The 19,098-nt window shown below is 63.0% G+C and carries 23 protein-coding genes; 12 read left to right on the forward strand and 11 right to left on the reverse strand.

What is annotated here, in order from left to right; genetic code table 11:
• Nucleotides 1-748: pyridoxal phosphate-dependent aminotransferase (locus tag L981_RS15930; RefSeq protein WP_043618036.1), on the reverse strand; the 748-nt coding region annotated here is incomplete at its 3' end.
• Nucleotides 749-1,207: 459 nt separating this feature from the next.
• Here L981_RS15930 and L981_RS15935 point away from each other — a divergent pair.
• The 3 genes from L981_RS15935 (at nucleotide 1,208) to L981_RS15945 (ending at nucleotide 5,490) form a co-directional block, all read left to right on the forward strand.
• The gene (locus L981_RS15935; protein ID WP_043618039.1) at nucleotides 1,208-3,559 is read left to right on the forward strand and encodes a marine proteobacterial sortase target protein; all 2,352 of its coding nucleotides are present in this window, start codon (nucleotides 1,208-1,210) and stop codon (nucleotides 3,557-3,559) included.
• A complete protein-coding gene (locus tag L981_RS15940; protein WP_082006052.1) occupies nucleotides 3,465-4,217 on the forward strand; it encodes a class GN sortase in 753 nt (250 codons plus the stop codon). The genes L981_RS15935 and L981_RS15940 overlap by 95 nt, the downstream gene beginning before the upstream one ends.
• A gap of 151 nt (nucleotides 4,218-4,368) precedes the next feature.
• Complete coding sequence (locus tag L981_RS15945; protein ID WP_043618154.1) at nucleotides 4,369-5,490, forward strand: PQQ-dependent sugar dehydrogenase; 1,122 nt, start codon at nucleotides 4,369-4,371, stop codon at nucleotides 5,488-5,490.
• A gap of 22 nt (nucleotides 5,491-5,512) precedes the next feature.
• Here L981_RS15945 and L981_RS15950 read toward each other — a convergent pair whose 3' ends face one another.
• On the reverse strand, nucleotides 5,513-5,944 hold the full coding sequence (locus L981_RS15950) for a hypothetical protein (protein WP_043618042.1): 432 nt from the start codon (nucleotides 5,942-5,944) through the stop codon (nucleotides 5,513-5,515).
• Between the two features lie 168 nt (nucleotides 5,945-6,112).
• Between L981_RS15950 and L981_RS15955 the strand changes: the two genes are divergently transcribed.
• Nucleotides 6,113-7,009 carry a DMT family transporter gene (locus tag L981_RS15955; protein ID WP_043618045.1) on the forward strand — a complete coding sequence of 299 codons (897 nt, stop codon included), beginning with the start codon at nucleotides 6,113-6,115 and terminating at the stop codon, nucleotides 7,007-7,009.
• 198 nt (nucleotides 7,010-7,207) lie between these two features.
• Here the strand turns inward: L981_RS15955 and L981_RS34555 are convergent, their stop codons facing one another.
• Nucleotides 7,208-7,552 carry a hypothetical protein gene (locus L981_RS34555; protein ID WP_156134119.1) on the reverse strand — a complete coding sequence of 115 codons (345 nt, stop codon included), beginning with the start codon at nucleotides 7,550-7,552 and terminating at the stop codon, nucleotides 7,208-7,210.
• A gap of 136 nt (nucleotides 7,553-7,688) precedes the next feature.
• Between L981_RS34555 and L981_RS15965 the strand changes: the two genes are divergently transcribed.
• Together L981_RS15965 and L981_RS15970 are read left to right on the forward strand one after the other, a co-directional pair.
• The gene (locus L981_RS15965) at nucleotides 7,689-7,904 is read left to right on the forward strand and encodes a cold-shock protein (RefSeq protein WP_043618050.1); all 216 of its coding nucleotides are present in this window, start codon (nucleotides 7,689-7,691) and stop codon (nucleotides 7,902-7,904) included.
• 145 nt (nucleotides 7,905-8,049) lie between these two features.
• Nucleotides 8,050-8,496: a BA14K family protein gene (locus L981_RS15970; protein ID WP_043618053.1), complete on the forward strand. Its 447-nt coding sequence runs from the start codon at nucleotides 8,050-8,052 to the stop codon at nucleotides 8,494-8,496.
• Nucleotides 8,497-8,572: 76 nt separating this feature from the next.
• Here L981_RS15970 and L981_RS15975 read toward each other — a convergent pair whose 3' ends face one another.
• Both L981_RS15975 and L981_RS35105 read right to left on the reverse strand, forming a co-directional pair.
• Complete coding sequence (locus L981_RS15975) at nucleotides 8,573-9,214, reverse strand: MBL fold metallo-hydrolase (protein ID WP_043618056.1); 642 nt, start codon at nucleotides 9,212-9,214, stop codon at nucleotides 8,573-8,575.
• Nucleotides 9,215-9,386: 172 nt separating this feature from the next.
• Complete coding sequence (locus L981_RS35105; RefSeq protein WP_197067150.1) at nucleotides 9,387-9,551, reverse strand: hypothetical protein; 165 nt, start codon at nucleotides 9,549-9,551, stop codon at nucleotides 9,387-9,389.
• A gap of 150 nt (nucleotides 9,552-9,701) precedes the next feature.
• Between L981_RS35105 and L981_RS15980 the strand changes: the two genes are divergently transcribed.
• Together L981_RS15980 and L981_RS15985 are read left to right on the forward strand one after the other, a co-directional pair.
• A complete protein-coding gene (locus L981_RS15980) occupies nucleotides 9,702-10,325 on the forward strand; it encodes a DUF1236 domain-containing protein (protein WP_043618060.1) in 624 nt (207 codons plus the stop codon).
• 322 nt (nucleotides 10,326-10,647) lie between these two features.
• On the forward strand, nucleotides 10,648-10,914 hold the full coding sequence (locus L981_RS15985) for a hypothetical protein (protein WP_043618063.1): 267 nt from the start codon (nucleotides 10,648-10,650) through the stop codon (nucleotides 10,912-10,914).
• Nucleotides 10,915-10,998: 84 nt separating this feature from the next.
• Here L981_RS15985 and L981_RS15990 read toward each other — a convergent pair whose 3' ends face one another.
• A complete protein-coding gene (locus L981_RS15990) occupies nucleotides 10,999-11,889 on the reverse strand; it encodes a branched-chain amino acid aminotransferase (protein WP_043618066.1) in 891 nt (296 codons plus the stop codon).
• 268 nt (nucleotides 11,890-12,157) lie between these two features.
• On the opposite strand from L981_RS15990, the gene L981_RS15995 reads away from it, so the two are divergent.
• Genes L981_RS15995 through L981_RS16010 form a run of 4 tightly spaced genes read left to right on the forward strand, consistent with a single transcriptional unit; the run spans nucleotide 12,158 to nucleotide 15,359 of the window.
• Entirely contained in the window at nucleotides 12,158-12,637 is a 480-nt protein-coding gene (locus L981_RS15995; RefSeq protein WP_034788710.1) for a MarR family winged helix-turn-helix transcriptional regulator, read from the forward strand.
• A gap of 45 nt (nucleotides 12,638-12,682) precedes the next feature.
• Entirely contained in the window at nucleotides 12,683-13,384 is a 702-nt protein-coding gene (locus L981_RS16000) for a response regulator (RefSeq protein ID WP_043618070.1), read from the forward strand.
• A 32-nt stretch (nucleotides 13,385-13,416) separates the two neighbouring features.
• On the forward strand, nucleotides 13,417-14,799 hold the full coding sequence (locus tag L981_RS16005; RefSeq protein ID WP_043618073.1) for an ATP-binding protein: 1,383 nt from the start codon (nucleotides 13,417-13,419) through the stop codon (nucleotides 14,797-14,799).
• A 56-nt stretch (nucleotides 14,800-14,855) separates the two neighbouring features.
• Nucleotides 14,856-15,359 carry a tetratricopeptide repeat protein gene (locus tag L981_RS16010; protein ID WP_043618076.1) on the forward strand — a complete coding sequence of 168 codons (504 nt, stop codon included), beginning with the start codon at nucleotides 14,856-14,858 and terminating at the stop codon, nucleotides 15,357-15,359.
• Between the two features lie 5 nt (nucleotides 15,360-15,364).
• Here the strand turns inward: L981_RS16010 and L981_RS16015 are convergent, their stop codons facing one another.
• The 5 genes from L981_RS16015 to L981_RS16035 form a co-directional block, all read right to left on the reverse strand.
• Nucleotides 15,365-15,928, reverse strand: a complete 564-nt coding sequence (locus L981_RS16015) for a protein-tyrosine phosphatase family protein (RefSeq protein ID WP_043618079.1) — start codon at nucleotides 15,926-15,928, stop codon at nucleotides 15,365-15,367.
• Nucleotides 15,929-15,932: 4 nt separating this feature from the next.
• Nucleotides 15,933-16,274: a tRNA-binding protein gene (locus tag L981_RS16020; protein ID WP_043618157.1), complete on the reverse strand. Its 342-nt coding sequence runs from the start codon at nucleotides 16,272-16,274 to the stop codon at nucleotides 15,933-15,935.
• A gap of 38 nt (nucleotides 16,275-16,312) precedes the next feature.
• Complete coding sequence (locus tag L981_RS16025) at nucleotides 16,313-17,272, reverse strand: LysR family transcriptional regulator (RefSeq protein ID WP_043618081.1); 960 nt, start codon at nucleotides 17,270-17,272, stop codon at nucleotides 16,313-16,315.
• Nucleotides 17,273-17,621: 349 nt separating this feature from the next.
• Nucleotides 17,622-18,440 carry a pyrroline-5-carboxylate reductase gene (gene proC / locus L981_RS16030; protein ID WP_043618084.1) on the reverse strand — a complete coding sequence of 273 codons (819 nt, stop codon included), beginning with the start codon at nucleotides 18,438-18,440 and terminating at the stop codon, nucleotides 17,622-17,624.
• 2 nt (nucleotides 18,441-18,442) lie between these two features.
• Nucleotides 18,443-18,943 (reverse strand): YbjN domain-containing protein, encoded by a 501-nt coding sequence (locus L981_RS16035; protein WP_043618087.1) that lies wholly within the window; start codon nucleotides 18,941-18,943, stop codon nucleotides 18,443-18,445.
• Between the last annotated feature and the right edge of the window lie 155 nt (nucleotides 18,944-19,098).

The following is a 19,098-nucleotide window of genomic DNA, read 5'->3' on the forward strand; positions in this document are numbered from 1 at the left end:
AGCCGATGCGCCAGCCGGTCATGGCATAGGCCTTGGAGACGCCGTTCATCGTCAGCGTGCGATCATAAAGGCCAGGCTCGACTTCGACCGGGGTCGCGAACTTGAAGTCGCCATAGGTCAGGTGCTCGTACATGTCGTCGGTGAGGATCCAGACATGCGGATGCTTCATCAGCACGTCGGTCAGCGCCTTGAGCTCGGCATGGCTGTAGGCGGCACCCGACGGGTTGGACGGCGAGTTGAAGATGAACCACTTGGTCTTCGGCGTGATCGCCTTGTCGAGGTCCTCGGCCTTGAGCTTGAAGTTGTTCTCCTGCTTGGTCGAGACGGTGACCGGGGTACCGCCGCACAGCGCCACCATTTCCGGGTAGGAAACCCAGTAAGGCGCCGGGATGACGACTTCATCGCCCGCGTTCAGGGTCGCCATGAAGGCGTTGAAAAGAATCTGCTTTCCACCGGTGCCGACGATCGTCTGGGCAGCCGTGTAGTCGAGGTTGTTCTCGCGCTTGAACTTCTTGGCGATCGCTTCGCGCAGTTCCGGGATACCGGAGACCGGCGTGTACTTCGTCTCGCCGCGATTGATCGCGTCGATGGCGGCCTTCTTGATATTGTCGGGCGTGTCGAAGTCCGGCTCTCCGGCGCCGAGGCCGATGACATCGCGGCCTTTCGCTTTCAGCTCACGGGCTTTCTGCGAAACGGCGATGGTGGCGGAAGGCTTTACACGGGAAAGGGCATCGGCAAGGAAGGCCATGGGTGAAGGTCCTGATCGTTTCGAGACGAGGTGATCGCTACGGAACTAAAAAGCCAGGCTCCATAGCGGTTAGGTCTATGTCGAAAGACGCCCGGTCTTGCAAGCGCCGGAACGGCAAAAACGCCGGAAACGCGGGCAAAAAGCGTTACCATGACAAAGTTTCATGAATGCGATCAGCATCGTCGATCGCAGGTCACGACACGGCGCGATGCATGACCGGCCGTCGATCGCTGCGAAAACGGATTGTGGCGCCCGTTTGAACGACCACGAAACGTAACGATCAGAAACGGTTGTTGATCGCGATTTATTCAAAAAAAACAGCGCAGTCCGCCGAATTTGCAAATGCCATAATTTAGCCACGACAACTGTCGCGGAACGCCGCAATTCCGTCGCGCAACAGCCGGCTTCCGGGCTTTTCCTCCGATGATCCGAACACATTCGCATTACGGGGGTTATGCAATGTTTCTCGACGACGAAATCGCTTCCATGAAGACACGGCAGAGCGAAGCACGCTGGGGCATGTATCTGGCGCTTGCGGCCCTTGCTGCCTGCATCCTGATGTTCATCGGGCTGATGACCCAGGCAGCCGCGCAAACGGCTGATGCCAAGCCGCGGCAGATGGCGGGTTACGTTCGCCCCAACGACGTCGGCGCCGGCGCCCTGCTCTTCCCGTCGAAGGAACCGGGCTATTTCGTCGAGGCGCCGCGGCTTGCGACCGACGTCCAGATCGACGTCAACGGCCCGATCATGCGCACTCGCGTCACCCAGCGGTTCGAGAACCCGAGCAAGGGCTGGGTCGAAGGCACCTATGTTTTTCCGCTACCCGAAGATTCGGCCGTCGATACGCTGAAGATGCAGATCGGCGACCGCTTCATCGACGGCCAGATTAAGCCGCGCCAGGCCGCCAAGGAAATCTACGAACAGGCAAAGGCCGAAGGCAAGAAGGCAGCGCTTCTCGAACAGCAGCGCCCGAACATCTTCACCAACCAGGTCGCCAATATCGGCCCGGGTGAAACAGTGGTCGTGCAGATCGAGTACCAGAGCGCGGTGCGCCAGTCGAACGGCCTCTATTCTCTCCGTTTCCCGATGGTCGTGGCACCGCGCTACAATCCGCAGCCGATCGTCCAGACCGTCGATCTCGACAGCCGCACCGGCTATGCCGTCAGCGACCCGGTACCCGATCGCGAGAAGATCGAAGCGCCGGTCCTCGACCCCAAGGAAAACGCCAGGATCAACCCCGTCACGCTGACCGTGAACCTCAAGGCCGGCTTTCCGCTCGGCGAAGTGAAATCCGGCTATCACGCGGTCGATATCGCCAGTATCGACGATCTCAGCCGTCGGGTGACGCTGAAGGGCGACAGCGTGCCTGCCGACCGCGACTTCGAACTCACCTGGAAGGCGATCGAGGGCAAGAGCCCCTATGCCGGCCTGTTCCGCGAGACGGTCGGCGGCAAGACCTATCTGCTTTCCTTCGTCACCCCGCCGGCCGCCGCAAGCGAGGCCGACGCCAAGCCCGTCAAGCGCGAGATCGTCTTCGTCATCGACAATTCCGGCTCCATGGCCGGCCCCTCGATGGAGCAGGCCAAGGAGAGCCTGGCGCTGGCGATCTCCAGGCTGAAGCCCGAGGACCGCTTCAACGTCATCCGCTTCGACGACACCATGTCGGTGCACTTCCCCGAACTGGTCGAAGCGACGCCGGACAAGCGCGAAGATGCGATCGCCTATGTCCGCGGCCTGACGGCCGATGGCGGCACCGAGATGCTGCCGGCGCTGGAAGCGGCCCTTCGCACGCAAGGACCGGTTGAGGCCGGCGCTCTTCGCCAGGTGGTGTTCCTGACAGACGGTGCGATCGGCAACGAGACGCAGCTTTTCGACGAGATCCAGAAGAATCGCGGCGACGCCCGCGTCTTCACCGTCGGCATCGGCTCGGCCCCGAACAGTCACTTCATGACCAAGGCCGCCGAATATGGCCGCGGCACCTTCACGCTGATCGGCTCGGAGAGCGAGGTCGCCGCGCGCATGGGCGAACTCTTCACCAAGCTCGAAAGCCCCGCCATGACGGATATCTCGGCCGCCTTCGAGGGCGCATCGGCCGGCGACATCACACCAAACCCGATGCCCGATCTTTATCGCGGCGAGCCCGTGGTGCTGACGGCCGAACTCGATGGCACCGCCCCCGAAGGCAAGCTGCAGATCCTCGGCAAGGCCGGCGACCAGCCCTGGCGGGTGGAGATGGATATCGCCAAGGCTTCGACCGGCGAAGGCATCGCCAAGCTCTGGGCCCGCCGCAAGATCGACGACCTTGAAGCGAGCGCGTCGACGATCGCCGACCCGGCGACCCTCGACAAGCGGATCGAGACGGTGGCTCTAGCCCACCATCTCGTCTCCCGCGTCACGAGCCTCGTTGCCGTCGACGCGACGCCATCGCGGCCCAGCAGCGAGAACCTCAGCGAAACGAAGCTGCCGCTCAATCTCCCGGCCGGCTGGGACTTCGGCAAGGTCTTCGGCGAAGCCCCTGTCGAGGTCGTCCCCGGCAAGGTCGACGAACGCGCCGCGCTCGAAAGCCGAACCAAACTTGCGATGGTGACGGCCGACCGCATGCTCGCCGCACCGACGGCGCGGGCGGCCGGTCTGATCGCTGAAGCCAACAACCAGGTGTCCCTGCCGCAGACGGCAACGGAAGCGGACAAGCAGATCTTGATTGGCCTGATGCTGCTTGCCTTCGCGCTTCTTGCCGGCACGACCTTCGTCTTCTGGCGCGCGCCGATCGCCGCCGTCGTCACTGCCGGAGTGCGCCGCCGTGGCCGCTGACAAGGATCAGTCCGAGCCACGGCCGGGCTTTCTCGCCCGCCTCTCGGCGGTCGAAACGATCGTGCTTGCGATCATCGCGCTCATTGCCCTTGCCGGCCTGCTTCTGATCGGCAAGGGCTTCTACATGAAGGCCAAGGCCGAGGTCTCGCAGGTGCTGTTGAAGCGCACCTTCGAGGCGCAGCTTCATGGCAGCCCTGATGGTAAGCCCTGGCCCTGGGCCGATTTCCAGACGGCCGCCGAAATCTCGGCGCCACGGATCAACCGCTCGGCGATCGTGCTGGAAGGCGCCAGCGGCGAAGCGCTTGCCTTCGGGCCCGCCTGGCTGACGACGACGCCGCTTCCCGGCGACGAGGGCACCTCGGTCATTGCCGCCCATCGCGACACGCATTTTCGCTGGCTGAAGGACGTCAACCCCGGCGACCTCCTGGTGCTGACGCGCAAGGATGGCCGTCGCTTCCTGTTTCGGGCCGGCGAAAGTCGGGTTGCCCGCTGGGATGAAAGCGGCATCAACGCGTCTTCCAGTGGCCACCACCTGGCGCTCGCCACCTGCTGGCCCTTCGATGCGATCGAGCAGGGACCGATGCGCTACATCGTCGATGCCGAACTCATCGGCGAACAGCGCCCGGTACCGCTGACGACGGGCTCGATCTCGAAATAAACGGCTTTTGATCGGATGTGACTTGAACCGGCGGAGAGACCGCTCCAGCTTCCCCGGAACGAGTCGGTGTCGGAGAAGCGGAATGAGGCGAGCGATTGCAGGAACATCGGGACGGACAGGCAAAGGCGTGCGCAAGGTCGCCATCCTGGCCATGTCCACCGCTCTGGCTGCCCTCGTCTCCCCGTTCGGCGCCAAGGCACAAGACGCCCGCGAGTTCCCGAGCAAGAAGGGTAGCCTCATTGTCGAAACGCTCGCCACCGGTCTCGAGCACCCCTGGGCGGTAGAAGCACTCCCCGATGGTGGATTGATCGTCAGCGAGCGTCCGGGGCGGCTGCGCATCGTGCGCGACGGCAAGCTCTCGAAGCCGCTGACGGGCGTGCCCGAGGTCGCCGAGCGCGGCCAGGGCGGCCTGCTCGACATCGCGCTCGATCCCCGTTTCGCCGAAAACCGGACGCTCTACCTGACGATGGCCGCCAACGGCAAAGGCGGCTACGGCACTGCCGTCGTCCGGGCGAAACTCGCCGCCGACGGAACCGGCCTTACCGATGTCAAGGAACTCTTCCGGATGAGCAAGTTCACCGGCAAGGGCCAGCATTTCGGCTCACGCATCGCCATCGCGCCCGATGGCAGCCTGTTCTTCGGCATCGGCGACCGCGGCGAAGGTGACCGGGCGCAGGACCCGCGCGACCACGCCGGCGCCATCCTGCACATCAATGCCGACGGCAGCATTCCCGGATCGAACCCCTATCGCGGCGGCACCGGCGGCCTGCCGGAGATCTGGTCAAAGGGCCACCGCAATCCGCAAGGCATCGCCTTCGATCCGAAAGACGGCACGTTGCTGACCGTCGAGCACGGCGCGCGCGGCGGCGACGAGATCAACAACCCGAAGGCCGGCCACAATTACGGCTGGCCTGTCATTACCTACGGCAAGGATTATTCCGGCGCCGAAATCGGCGAAGGTACGTCGAAAGAAGGCCTCGACCAGCCGCTCTTCTATTGGGATCCTTCGATCGCGCCGGGCGCGCTTGCCGTCTATCGCGGCAAGATGTTTCCCGAATGGGACGGCGACCTTCTGGTGGCGGCGCTGAAGTACCAGTTGCTCGCCCGGCTCGAACGCGACGACAGCGGCGCGATCGGCTCCGAGGAGCGCTTGTTCGATGGCGAATTCGGCCGCATCCGCGACGTCGTCGTGGCACCCGATGGCGCCTTGCTGATGGTAACGGACGAGGAAGACGGCGCCGTGCTCAGGGTCTCCAAGGCCGCAGAGCAATAGGCGGCGCCCGCCACTGACTGGCTCACGACAGCCGGTCGCGCACCTCGCGCCGGAACATGAATTTCAGCCCGGACCAGACCGCGTCGACGGCGCAAACCTTCACATCGACAAGGCCGAGCGGCAGGAAGATGTCGCGCAAAACGTCCTCGGTCAGCGTCGTCGGCAGCTTCGACGCCTTCTTCGGCCAGGATATCCAGAGCATGCCATCGGGTTTGAGCCTTCCGGCCAGGATCGGCGCGAGCCGCTCCAAGCCCGATCGCTCGGTTTCGAATACGTGGGCATAGTCGGCATCGCGCTCGGCCGCACCACCGATCGACGTTTCCAAGGTGCGAAAGCCGGCAAAGCCGCTGATCGCATCGAGACCGGACGGAACTCCGAGAAGCAGCGCCCGCTGTCCATCCTTCAGCCCGAGCTTGCGCGCCAGCGGCGTGCCGGAATAGCCGGCATCAGTCATGGCGGGAGGCCTGCAAGCGCCCGGTTGGCCGGAACGCCCTCTCCCGCGCGCGCATTCGACACCGCGCCGCCCGCCATCTTCATTCGATCTCTCCAACCGCATGCCGACGATGAGCCTTGCCCGGCGAAAACGCAACTGCTAGACGCGCCTGTCCGAGGAGAGAACGACATGCCGCGCATTCAGGCCAATCTGCTGCTTTTGATTTCAGGCGCCATCTGGGGCGCCGGCTTCGTCGCGCAGTCGACCGCCATGGATGCGATCAGCCCGCTCTGGTTCATCGCGCTGCGTTTCGCAATCGCGACACTGGTCGCCATGCCCTTGGCCATCATCGAAACGAAGCGTGCCGCCGAACCGATCAAGCTTTCGACCGTCCGCAACTTCATCTTCATCGGCCTGGCGCTCTTTGCCGGCGCGGTGACGCAGCAATTCGGCTTGCTCGACACCAGCGTCACCAATTCCGGCTTCCTCACCGGTCTTTATGTCGTCTTCGTGCCCGTGCTGATGGTTGTCTTCCTGCGCCGCAAGCCGCACTGGATCATCTGGCCTGGCGCGATGATGGCGCTGTTTGGCATTTTCCTGCTGAGCGGGGGAACGCTCTCGGCGCTCACCGGAGGCGACTATCTGACCATCCTTTGCGCCCTGTTCTGGGCCGTGCAGATGCTACTGATCGGCCTCTTTGCCCCGAGCAGCGGCCGGCCGATGCTGCTTTCGATGACCCAGTTTGCCGTCTGCGCCGTGCTCGGCTTCGTCCTCGCCGTGACGACCGAACCGCTGAGCTTTGCCGCCATCGAGGGCGCGCTCTTCGAAATCCTCTATGCCGGCATCTTTTCGAGCGGCCTCGCCTTCATTCTCCAGGTCGTCGGGCAGCGCTACACCACGGCGCCGCAGGCTGCGATCTTCCTGTCGAGCGAGGCGCTCTTTGCCGCCCTCTTCGGCGTTCTCCTGCTTGGCGAGGTCATCACCCCGATCGGCTATGCCGGCTGCGCCATCATCTTTGCCGCCATGCTGACGGTCGAGATCGTGCCGGAACTGACCAAGGGCCGCCGCGCCGCAGCCGCTGCCTGAGGGCGCCTCAGGGAACTATAAGCACCCACCGCCAAGACGCTGGACTGAGGCTTTACTTGCTATTGCTCAGGGCAACAGGCCCGTTGCTTCGCGACGAAGGCGTGGCTTCGCCGTGCGTTTTCGCCCCGAAACGGTAGTTGTAGATTTTCTGCAAGAAATCTACGTAAGAAACCGCCGACATCAGAAGCCTCAAACATATCAGGGAGTTGCCGACGGCATACCTGATATGCGATTGGCCCGCTTTGCCAGCGCCGCACGGGAAATCGGCGAAAACCACTCAATTTTGCAGCAATTGTTTTCAAAAAGCTGTGATTTCAACAGCTTGCGATATATTTTGCGCAGCGCCCCGCAAAGCCGCAAATGACCGATTTTTGAGCAATGACAAGACGCAATACCAATCCCGAAAAGTTTTGCTTGCCAATTCAAAATAAACCCATCAATCTTACTTCCGTTCGGGCAATCTGCGAACACGGGAAGATCTTGAAATAAAAGCGGGCCGGAGACGCAAAAACTCCGGGCGGCCAGACCGATGGGAAGCAGCAATGCGACCTTTCCTATGGCTGGCTGCGGTAACCAGGACCCTTTCCTCAAACGTCGAGACCTGCCTGCCAACGCCCATTCGGGCAAAACTGCAATGCTGCCCGTCCGTCAAACGGGTGGAGAGAAAAGGACCTGACGCATGGCCGAAACTGGCACTGTAAAATTCTTCAACACCGACAAGGGCTTTGGTTTCATCAAGCCTGACAACGGTGGTGCAGATATCTTCGTACACATTTCCGCAGTCCAGGCTTCCGGCCTGACCGGTCTGACGGAAAACCAGAAGGTAAGCTTCGACACCGAACCGGATCGCCGCGGCAAAGGCCCGAAGGCGGTCAACCTGCAGATCTCCGGCTAACGCCGTTTTCTGCTGACAGATTCCAAGTTGAAGCCCGGCATTCTTGCCGGGTTTTTTTGTTCAGGCTCGGTTCAGTTTGGCCGCGTTAACCTTCCTGCATCATGAAGACCGGGTTGATCCGGTCCATGCGAAGGATTGAAGCCAAATGAACAAGTTCATCAAAGCCGCCGTTCTCTCGATCGCCGCAGCCGCTATGGTCATCCCGACCTTTGGCGCCGCCGAGGCAGGCGGCAGGCATCACCACAACAATGACGACGCATGGGCAGCCGGTGCAGCAGGTCTCGTTGCCGGCGCTCTGATCGGCGGCGCGATCGCTTCGCAGCCGCGTTACAACGGCGGCTACAACGAGCGCGTCTACATCGATCCGGAACCGGAATACGATTACTACGAGCCGCGTCCGGTCTATCGCCCTCGCCCGGTCTACCAGGCACGCCCTGTCGTCGTCGACAGCTACGGCGGCGGTTACCGGTCGCTCGAGCCCTGGACCCCGTCCTGGTATCGCTACTGCGCGCAGCGCTACCGTTCGTTCAACCCGGATAGCGGCACCTTCCGCGGCTACGACGGTCGCAGCTACTTCTGCACCGCCGGCTGATCAGGCTCGGCGCAAGAATCGAAAAGCCCATGTCTTGATCGAGACATGGGCTTTTTTCATGCGCGTGTGCGGAGGCTCAGAGCCCACGCAGATAGGGATTGGTGCGGCGCTCCTCGCCGATCTGGCCGCCCGGGCCATGGCCACAGATGAAGCCGACATTGTCTCCAAGCGGCAGGATCTTGTCGCGGATCGAATCGAGCAATTGCTGGTGATTGCCGCCGGGCAGGTCGGTGCGGCCGATCGAACCGTGGAAGAGCACGTCTCCGACATGGGCGAAGTTCTGCGCCCGGTTGAAATAGACCACGTGGCCCGGCGCATGGCCCGGGCAATGCAAGACTTCGAAGACATGGTCGCCGAAGGAGACGGTGTCGCCCTCTTCAAGCCAGCGATCGGGAATGACGTTCTGGACCTTCATCGCCAGCCCGAAGCGCTCGGCCTGGCTTTCCAGCCTTTCGAGCAGCGGCAGGTCGTCCTTGTGCGGACCGATGATTTCGAGCCCGAGCGCGTCCTTCAGTTCTTTGGCACCGCCGGCATGGTCGATATGGCCGTGGGTGATCCAGATCGCCTTCAGCGTGATACCGTTTTCGCGGACGGTCTGCAGGATGAGATCGACATCGCCGCCCGGATCGACGATCACGCCTTCCTTGGTCTCGCTGTCGAACAGCACGGTGCAGTTCTGCTCGAAATGGGTAACCGGGATGATGCCCGCCTGTAACATGCGCGTCTGCCTTTCTAGAGCATGTCGCGCAAAAGTGTGGGAGCGGTATTGCGATAACGACATGCGATAACTCAGGAACCTAGAGCGTGGGAAGCGAATCTGGAAGATCGCAACGCGCTTTGGGATCTCGTCATCTTCCTATAGCGGCAATTGGCGGCGGTGACAGCGCCAATCAGCGAAGCGAGGCTATTTGCGGCGCGGACAACTGGGGCGCCGGCCACTGCACGGTGGTCATCAGCAGCGCCGAAATCGCGATCTCGGCAGCGACGACGATCCGTACCACCGGCTTGAGGCTGCGCGCGGCGACGTTGGTCTGATCCGGCTGAGCATTCTGCATTGTGTCCCCTCTCCCGTCGCCTGTTCTCCTGGCGTGTCCTGCCCTCGGCGACGGCTGGAGAATGTCACAGCGTCATATTTCGTGACGTTCCCGGGGGAACATCCGCGCGCTTGCCGGCGTTTGGTCCTCGTCAATATAAGGAGAAACACAATGGTGAAGCTTACCCGCCCCCTGTTGCGAGCCGCTGCGGCCGCGGGTTTGGTGTTGGCGATCGGTACCCCGTCCGCCTTTGCAGCCATGACCGCGACCACAGTGACGGACCTGAATATCCGCACGGGTCCGGGCCCTCAATATCCGACAGTCGGCCTTGCGGCCCGCGGCAGCACCGCGGTCATCGACGGCTGCGTCGAAGGCAGCAAGTGGTGCCGCATCGACGTCGGCGGCGTGCGCGGCTGGGTCTATGCCCAGTATCTGACGACGGATCTTGGCGGCTCGGCCGTCGTGGTCCAGGAGCGTCGCGCCGACCTCGCCATTCCCGCGGTCACCTACGAAGCGCAGCCCAATGATCCCGTGATCGTCAGCAGCGGCGACGAATTGATCGGCCCGGTCGAACAGATCGACCCGATCGTGCCGCCGGACAACGTGCGGACCTACGTCACGTCCAACCCCGGCGAGACCGTCTATCTCGATGGCGAAGTCGTCGTCGGTGCCGAACTGCCACAGACCGTGGCCGTTCACCGCGTGCCTGACTACAGCTACGACTATGTCAGCATCAACGGCCAGCCCGTTCTGGTCGAACCGGCAACGCGACGCATCGTCTACGTCTACCGCTAACAGCCGAGATCTCCGGCAGCCATTCGGTTGCCGGAGGTTCCCTCATGCGCCTGCATCACGCTCCCTCGCCCTCCCGACGGCACGAATCATCCACGGCAAGGCCAATGCCTCCAGCCGCCCCCGCCGCCGGCTTCATTTTCCCGCTTTGCCAGCATGATATTGCCTCTGCCTAAAATCGAGCCATTTCAATTGGCTACGAAGCAGTCGCGGGAACGTCATTTCACTCAAATTGACAATAAACCAGAATAGGCTTCAACCTATTGATGCCGGATCATCGGCTTTTAGTGGCGCGTCCACGACGAGCCACGACACGGAGGGATCAATGGAAGCATTAATGCCTATCATTACCCAATTGATCGCGGGGGCGGCCGGCGGCAACGCGGCCAGCGCAGTGTTGAAGCAGCAGGCATTCGGTATCGTCGCACGCACCATCGTCGGCGCGATCGGAGGCCTCGGCGGCGGGTTCCTCATTCAAATGCTCGGCGGAGAAGCAGCCGCGACCGGTCTTGCCATGCAAGCCATCGGCGGCCTTGTCGGCGGCGGCGTGCTGAGCGGAATCGTCGGGCAGTTCTTGGGGAAGACCGCCTAACTCTGCGATCATATCCGTAGCAAGACAAAAGGCGGCCCCCGGGGGCCGCCTTTTCTGCATTCGAGAGTATTCCGGATGCCGTTGTTACTCGGCTGCCGCGGCAACCGGATAGACTTCTTTCATGTAGTCGTTCATCAGCGTTTCGCAGATCGTTGCCGGCGTGAAGCGATAGGGGCCGATTTCGGAAACCGGCGTTACCTCGGCGGCCGAGCCGGTGAGGAAGCATTCGCTGAAACCGGACAGTTCCTCCGGCATGATCGCCCGCTCGACGACTTCATAGCCGCGGCGCTTGGCAAGCTCGATCACGGTGCGGCGGGTGATGCCGTCGAGGAAGCAATCCGGCACCGGCGTGTGGATGACGCCGTCCTTGACGAAGAAGATGTTGGCACCGGTCGCTTCGGCCACGCGGCCGCGGTAATCCAGCATCATCGCATCCGCATAGCCCTTGGCCTCGGCCGCATGCTTGGAGATGGTGCAGATCATGTAGAGGCCGGCGGCCTTCGACTTCGAAGGTGCTGTCTGCGGATCCGGGCGGCGATATTCTGCGATATCGAGCCGGATGCCCTTCAGCTTCTCGGCCGGATTGAAGTAGCTGCCCCACTGCCAGATGGCGATGGCAACGTTGATACGATTGTTCTGCGCCGAAACGCCCATGCTCTCGCTGCCGCGCCAGGCGATCGGCCGCACATAGGCCTCCGAAAAGCCCTGGCGCTTCAGAAGCTCGACGCTGGCGGCGTCCAGTTCTTCGACCGAATAGGGGATCTTGAAGCCGAGGATCTCGGCCGACTGATGAAGACGCTGGTTGTGCTCGGTCAGCTTGAAGATGCGCCCGCCATAGGCGCGCTCGCCTTCAAAGACCGCGCTGGCATAGTGCAGGCCGTGGGTCAGCACGTGTACCTTGGCGTCCTTCCACGCGACGAACTCGCCGTTGAACCAGATCTGTCCGTCCAACTGATCAAAAGGAACCGCTGCCATGGTGTCATCCTCCGGCGCATGCGCGCCATTCTTAGTTGATTATCGTCCTGCTTTCAGTTTATCGGCAAACTGATTGAGGGAAAATTCAATTTCGTGATTTTGGATTTGCGATCGGAACGGCACGGCATATCCTTTCAGATGTTGCCAACGCCAAATGTCTCGCTTACCGAGCATGGACGCTAACGACACGGTAAAAATATGTCAATAAAGCTGACGTATTTTTCCGAATGTTTCGCAAGTTGCAATCAGGCTGAAAGGAAATGACCGCGTGGCCGGCCAATCCAAAGAGAACACCCGGTATCTGAACGATGCCGCTGCCGATGACGATACGATCGATTTCGAGATCATCGAGCTGCTCTTCTTCGCCTATCGCGACTTCACCTCCGACCCGGACGCGATCCTGGAAAAGAGCGGCTTCGGACGGGCGCACCACCGCGTCGTGCACTTTGTCGACCGCGAGCCGGGCATGACGGTCGCCGACCTCCTGGACACGCTGAAGATCACCAAGCAGAGCCTTGCGCGGGTGCTGAAGCAGCTGATCGATTCCGGCTATATCCGCCAGGAAACCGGCCCTGAAGACCGCCGCCAGCGCATGCTCTATACCACGGAGGAAGGCCAGGCGCTGGCGCGTGCGCTTGCCGAGCCACAGTCCCGCCGCATAGCCGATGCATTGGCAAGAACCGGCCCGGGCGCGCGCGAAACGGTCAAGCGCTTCCTCGCCGGGATGAAGAACAACGCCGCAGACTGACGCCCGCCGCAGCGCGGGTCTGGCCTGCAACTTGGGAAGCGTGGAATGACGACAAAAGCGACTGTCTCGGACGATGCGGCTCACCTTCTGGTCGTCGACGACGACCGGCGCATCCGCGATCTGCTCAACCGCTACCTGGTCGAACAGGGTTTTCGCGTGACGACTGCGTCCGATGCGGACGAGGCCCGCCGCAAACTCGTCGGCCTCGACTTCGACCTCCTGATCGTCGACGTGATGATGCCGGGCGAAAGCGGCATTTCGCTCACCCAGAGCCTCCGGCAGATCAAGACCGTGCCCATCCTGATGCTAACGGCGCTGGCGGAATCCAATTCCCGCATCGAGGGTCTCGAGGCCGGCGCCGACGACTATCTGTCGAAGCCCTTCGACCCGCGCGAACTTGTGCTGCGGATCAACAACATCCTGCGCCGCAACCAGCCGGCCCAGGCGCCCAAGGTCGACCAGGTCATCTTCGGCCCCTACACCTTCTCGGTGGTGCGCAAGGAACTCCGGCGCGGCGCCGACCATATCCGGCTGACCGACCGCGAGCAGGAGATCATGACGCTGTTTTCGCAGCGCGCCGGCGAAACCATCCCGCGCCACGAACTGATCGGTGACGATGCCGAAGTCGGCGAGCGCACGATCGACGTGCAGATCAACCGTCTGCGCCGCAAGATCGAGGACGACCCGTCCAACCCCGTCTGGCTGCAGACGGTGCGCGGCATCGGCTACCGGCTGAGCGTGGACTGAAATGGCAGCCCTTCCGATGAGCGCGGCAGATCATGGCAAGCTTTGACGGCATAGAGCACGGTGCATCCGGGGCGAACGACAACGCCTGGAGGCGTTTCACCCGCTGGCTGCGCCGTCGCCTGCCCATGGGGCTTTACGCCCGTTCGCTGCTGATCGTCATCATCCCGATGGTTCTCCTGCAGTCGGTGGTCGCCTTCATCTTCATGGAGCGCCACTGGCAGTTGGTGACGCAGCGCCTGTCGGCCGCCGTCACCGGGGACATTGCCGCGATCGTCGATCTCATCGACACCTTCCCGGCCGACCGCGACATCTCCGAGATCATCCGCATCGCCCGCGATCAGCTCGATCTCAGCATCTCCGTGGATCCGCCCGGCGAACTGCCGCCGCCGCGCCCCAGCCCCTTCTTCGAAATCCTCGACCAGATCCTCGGCGAAGAGATTTCCAACCAGGTCCGCCGCCCCTTCTGGATCGATACGGTCGGCAACTCCAAGCTCGTCGAGATCCGCATCAAGCTCGACGACGGCCGTATCCTGCGCGTCTACGCCCGGCGCAACCAGGCCTATGCCTCCAACACCCACATCTTCCTCGTCTGGATGGTGGCGGCCTCGCTGGTGCTGCTGACGATCGCGGTCCTCTTCCTGCGCGGCCAGATCCGGCCGATCCTGGCCCTGACCAAGGCGGCCGAAAGCTTCGGCAAGGGCCAGAAGATCGACGACTTCGCGCCGCGCGGCGCCGACGAAATTCGCCGCGCCGGTCTCGCCTTCATCCAGATGCGCGAGCGCATCGAACGCCAGATCGAACAGCGCACCGCAATGCTGACCGGCGTCAGTCACGATCTGCGCACCATTCTCACCCGCTTCAAGCTGCAGCTGGCGCTTGCCGGCAACAACCCGGATCTCGAGGGCCTGAACCAGGACGTCGAGGACATGCAGAACATGCTGGAAGGATACCTCGCCTTCGCCCGCAGCGAAGCGGAGGAGGACGTCGGCCAGCTGAAACTTTCGGACCTGATGACCCGGCTCGCCGCGGAAGCCGAACTGCTCGGCAAGACGCTCACCACCTCCGTCGAGGGGGAAGACGATATCCGCGTCCGGCCAAACGCCTTCACCCGGCTCATCGCCAACATCGCCTCGAACGCCTACCGCTACGCCAACACCGTCAAGATCGATGCGCGCCACAGTGCCAAGTGGCTGACAATCACCATCGACGACGACGGCCCGGGCATTCCCGAACGTTCGCGCGAGGACGTCTTCAAGCCGTTCTTCCGTCTCGACGAAGCGCGCAATCTCGACAGCTCCGGCACCGGCCTTGGTCTGGCGATCGCCCGCGATATCGCCCGCAGCCACGGCGGCAACGTCACGCTGGGCGACAGCCCGCTCGGCGGCCTCAGGGCAACGGTGCGCGTGCCGGCTTGACGTCCCTGCCCGGGCGGGCCACTTCTGGCCGCGAACGGGGGCTGAGGGGAGCGGGCATGGTAGACGTCATCGATTGGGCTGACTGGGAACGACGGGTGGCCGAACTCTGGGCCGCCTTCGACACGATGGATGGCGAAAGCTTTGTCGCCCGCATCGATGCCCTCGCCGCCGAACTGCCGGCAGGACATGCCGTCGGGCTGTTCGAGCGAGCCTCGGCACAGGATTCCACCGGCCATGAGACGAAGGCGGAGCCGCTCTACCGGCAGGCGCTGGAAAACGGCCTTCAGGGAATTCGCCGCCGACGCGCCACCATCCAGCTCGCCAGCACCCTGCGCAATCTCGGCCGCGCCGACGAAGGCGTTGCCCTGCTCACCGCCGAGCGCGACAAGCCATCGGACGAACTCGACGATGCGGTCGTCGCCTTCCTGGCGCTTTGCCTCGTCGATACCGGCCAGGCGCAACAGGCGGCAGCACTCGCTCTCGGCAGCCTGTCGCGGCACCTGCCCCGCTACAATCGCTCACTCAAGCGCTACGCCGAGATGCTGATGCCGGAGAGCTGAACCCGTCAGCGCTGGTAGATCGAGGTCAGGCCGCGTCGTTCGTTGAAGCGGTGCCAGGCGTCGATGCGGCGCGGATGACGGGCGCGCATGACGTCGAGCGGTGCGAGCAGCCGGCCGTCGCGGCCAAGGGCTGCATCGAGGATCTCGATGATGCGGCGGTTCGGCCAGGGCTTGCGCGTGATGGTCAGCAGTGCCTGGAAGGCTTCGTCCTCTCGTCCCGCGCCGAGCTGGTGCGCAATCAGACCATAGGCAAAGGCCGTCGAGCGGCTGACGCCGGCATGGCAATGGACGAGAATGCGGCTCTCAGCATGCTCGGCTGCCGGGCGCATCGCCTCGAAAACCTCAAGCACCAGATCCGGGAAATGCTGGGTGGCTTTCAGGTTTTCCTGGTCGCGCATGCGCACGACCCGGTGGCTGGCGTCCGCAATCACGGGCACGTTGGCATCCGGCAGTTCCGGATCGAGCAGGGACAGCACATGACTTGCGCGCCAGTCGCGCGCGGCATCGGCGGCGCGCCAAAGGCAGGACACCTTGACGCGCTCGGGGATCACTTCGAAAGCAATGTTCATGGGATCACATCAACTTCTTGCCGTTGGGGACCGGCCGTTCGGTGGCAGCCAGCACGATCGCACCGGCCTCGTCTGCAAAGCCCAGCGTCAGCACTTCAGAGCGCACAGGCCCGATCTGGCGCGGCGGAAAATTGACCACACCCAGCACCTGCCGCCCGACGAGTTCCTCCGGACGATAATGCACGGTGATTTGCGCTGATGACTTTTTTATGCCGATTTCCGGGCCGAAATCGATCTTCAGCTTGATCGCCGGCTTGCGCGCTTCCGGAAAGGGCTCGGCCTCGACGATGGTGCCCACGCGGATATCCACGCGCTCGAAATCAGCAAATTCAATAGTTTCAGCCATCGTCATTCCCTATGTGAAATCTTCTCCGACGAGGTGGATTAAAGCATCGGGCGAGATTCCGGAAGCATGGCGTCCCCGGCAGGCTCCCCGCGAAATCTGGCCTCCTCCCACGGGCGGCGCGCAAACTGCTCGGCCAGGAAATCGACGAAAACACGCACGCGCGGCGGCAAGAATCGCCGGTGCGGATAGACGACCGTGATCGGCTCTGCCTCGGCATAGTTGCTGCCGGTCAGAAGCGGCACCAGCAATCCCGCCTTGATATCTCCGCCTACGAGCAGTTCGGAAAGGCGCACGATGCCGATGCCCGCGAGCGCAAGCCGTCGGAGCGCTTCGGTGCTGTTGGCTTCGACGGAGCCACGAACACGGATCGCACGCCGGCCGTTGCCATCCTGAAATTCCCAAACGTTGAGACGGCCGCGGGCGGTGATGGCAAGGCAGACATGCCGCTGCAGGTCGTCGGGCGTCTGCGGCGCACCGTGCCGTTCGAGATAGGCGGGTGCCGCGCAGATGACCCGGCGGTTCGGAGCGAGCCGCCGGGTCACCAGCGTGCTGTCGTTTTGTTCCGCAACCCGCAGCGCGACATCGGCCTCGCCGTTCATGAGGTCGACGACCGCGTCGCTGAAATCGAGTTCCAGGTCGATCTCCGGAAACCGCGCGATGAAATCAGGCAGCATGGGCACGATCAGGCGGTGACCGAAGGCGCTGGGCAGGCTCACCCGCAGCCGCCCGCGCGGTACCGCCCCCGGCTGGATCGCAACCTCCGCATCCTCCATGTCTCCGAGGATGCGGCGGCTCGATTCCGCATAGGCGCTGCCTTCGCTCGTCAGGCTGATGCTGCGGGTCGATCGCTGCAGCAGGCGCACGCCGAGGCGCGCCTCCAGCCGGCCGACGATCTTGCTGACCGCCGATGGCGTCATGCGCAACCGCCGCGCCGCCGCCGAGAAATCACCCTCCTCGACGACGGCGAGAAACACCGCCATGGCGTCCTGTCGATCCATCTTATCTATTCCATTTCGTCACAGATAAACGGAATTTAACATGGATTATCGTGGCAGGCGACAGGCTGTAGCTTAAGCCGGAACTCAGACAGCGAAGCTTGAGGAGTGACGGAAATGGGCAATCAGCGAGACGGTCTGCCGATGAGCCATGCGCTGCATTCCTGGGCGCGGCATCAACGCGCCATTGCGATCGGCGACATGGGCCGCCGCGCGATAAGTGCAATTTGGAGAAGTCTCTTCAACCGCCAGCCAAGCCGCGATCATGGGGCTTGCACGGGCGCTTACCCGACGCGAACGCCATAGGCCAGGCGCTTGCCGGCCCCGACATGGCGCCGGCCGCGTTTGATGTTCAGCCTGCGAGTTCTTCCGCGCGCTTGCGCGCCGCAGCGATCGCCTTGTCGAACAGCGGCTGCATCCCGTCGTCGGCCATCAGCACGGATAGTGCCGCAGCCGTCGTGCCGCCGGGCGAGGTCACGTTCTGGCGCAGCCGCGCGGCCTCGTCGGGCGACTGGTGCAACAGTTCGCCGGCCCCCGCGACAGTTTCCCGCGCGAGCCGCATGGCAAGGTCCGGCTGAAGGCCGGCCTTGCGGCCCGCCTCCGCCATGCACTCGACGAGATAGAAGACATAGGCCGGACCACTGCCGGAAACGGCGGTGACGGCATCGATCTCGGCTTCGGTGCGCACCCATTCGACCGGGCCGCTGACCTTCAGGAGATCATGCACCTGAGCGCGCTGCTGATCGCTGACGCGGGCATTGGCAAAGGCGCCGGTGACACCGCGGCCGATCATGGCCGGCGTGTTCGGCATGGCACGCACCGTGGCGGCGGCACCAAGATGGGTTTCGATGAAGGCCAGCGTTTTGCCGGCGGCAACCGATACGATGACCGTCTCCGGGCCAACGAGCGATTTCAGCGGCGGCAGCACCGCATCCATCACCTGCGGCTTAACCGCAAGGAAGATCACGCCCGCCTGAACACCCGACGGTGCGGAGGTCGCATGCGTCACGCCGTTGTCGGCGATCAGCTGCGCCATGGCCGGCGGCGGACCGGGATCGACGACGAGAACGTCCGCGCCTTTAACACCGCTCTTCAGCCAGCCGGAAAGCATGGCGCCGCCCATATTGCCGGCGCCGACGAGCACGATGGGACCGGAAGCGGCGTTCGTCATGATCAGGCTTCTCCAACCGTCTCGAACAGCACGGCATCGACGGCGCGCTGCGCGTCCATGCCGGACCAGACGACGAATTGAAACGCCTGATAATAGGATTCGCAAGCGTCGAGTGCGCTCGAAAGCAGAACTTCGACCTGCTGGTTGGTGGGCTCGGCGCCGCCGGCGAGCAGCAGCGACTGGCGGAAGATCACCACTTCCTCCTGGCGCCACAGATCGAAGTGGCCCATCAACACCTGCCCATTGATATGGGAGAGCAGACGGATGACTTCGTTGACCCGGCTTTCCGGCACCTTGATGTCGAAGGCACAGGCCAGGTGCAGCGCCTCGAATTCCTCCATCCAGGAGAAGGAAACGTGGTAGTCCGCCCACTTGCCTTCGACCGTCATGGCGATTTCGTCTTCGCCGGATCGCTCGAACGACCAGTCGTTATTGGCAGCCACGAACTCGATCATATCGACCGGGTTGGATTGGCGCTCGACTTCCATTTCCAAAAGGCTCATGCATCACCCTGCATAGGTGTGGCACGGGCATGCATCATCACGCTCACAAGACGCAACGCTGCAAACCCAACACCGATTACAAACACACTATGATTGCTGAACTCACATCCATCCTGGCTGACTTACCCTGCCCGGAGCTTACGTGGTTCGTTTCG

This window comes from Ensifer sp. ZNC0028, assembly GCF_000799055.1.
In the GTDB taxonomy this organism is placed as follows: domain Bacteria; phylum Pseudomonadota; class Alphaproteobacteria; order Rhizobiales; family Rhizobiaceae; genus Ensifer.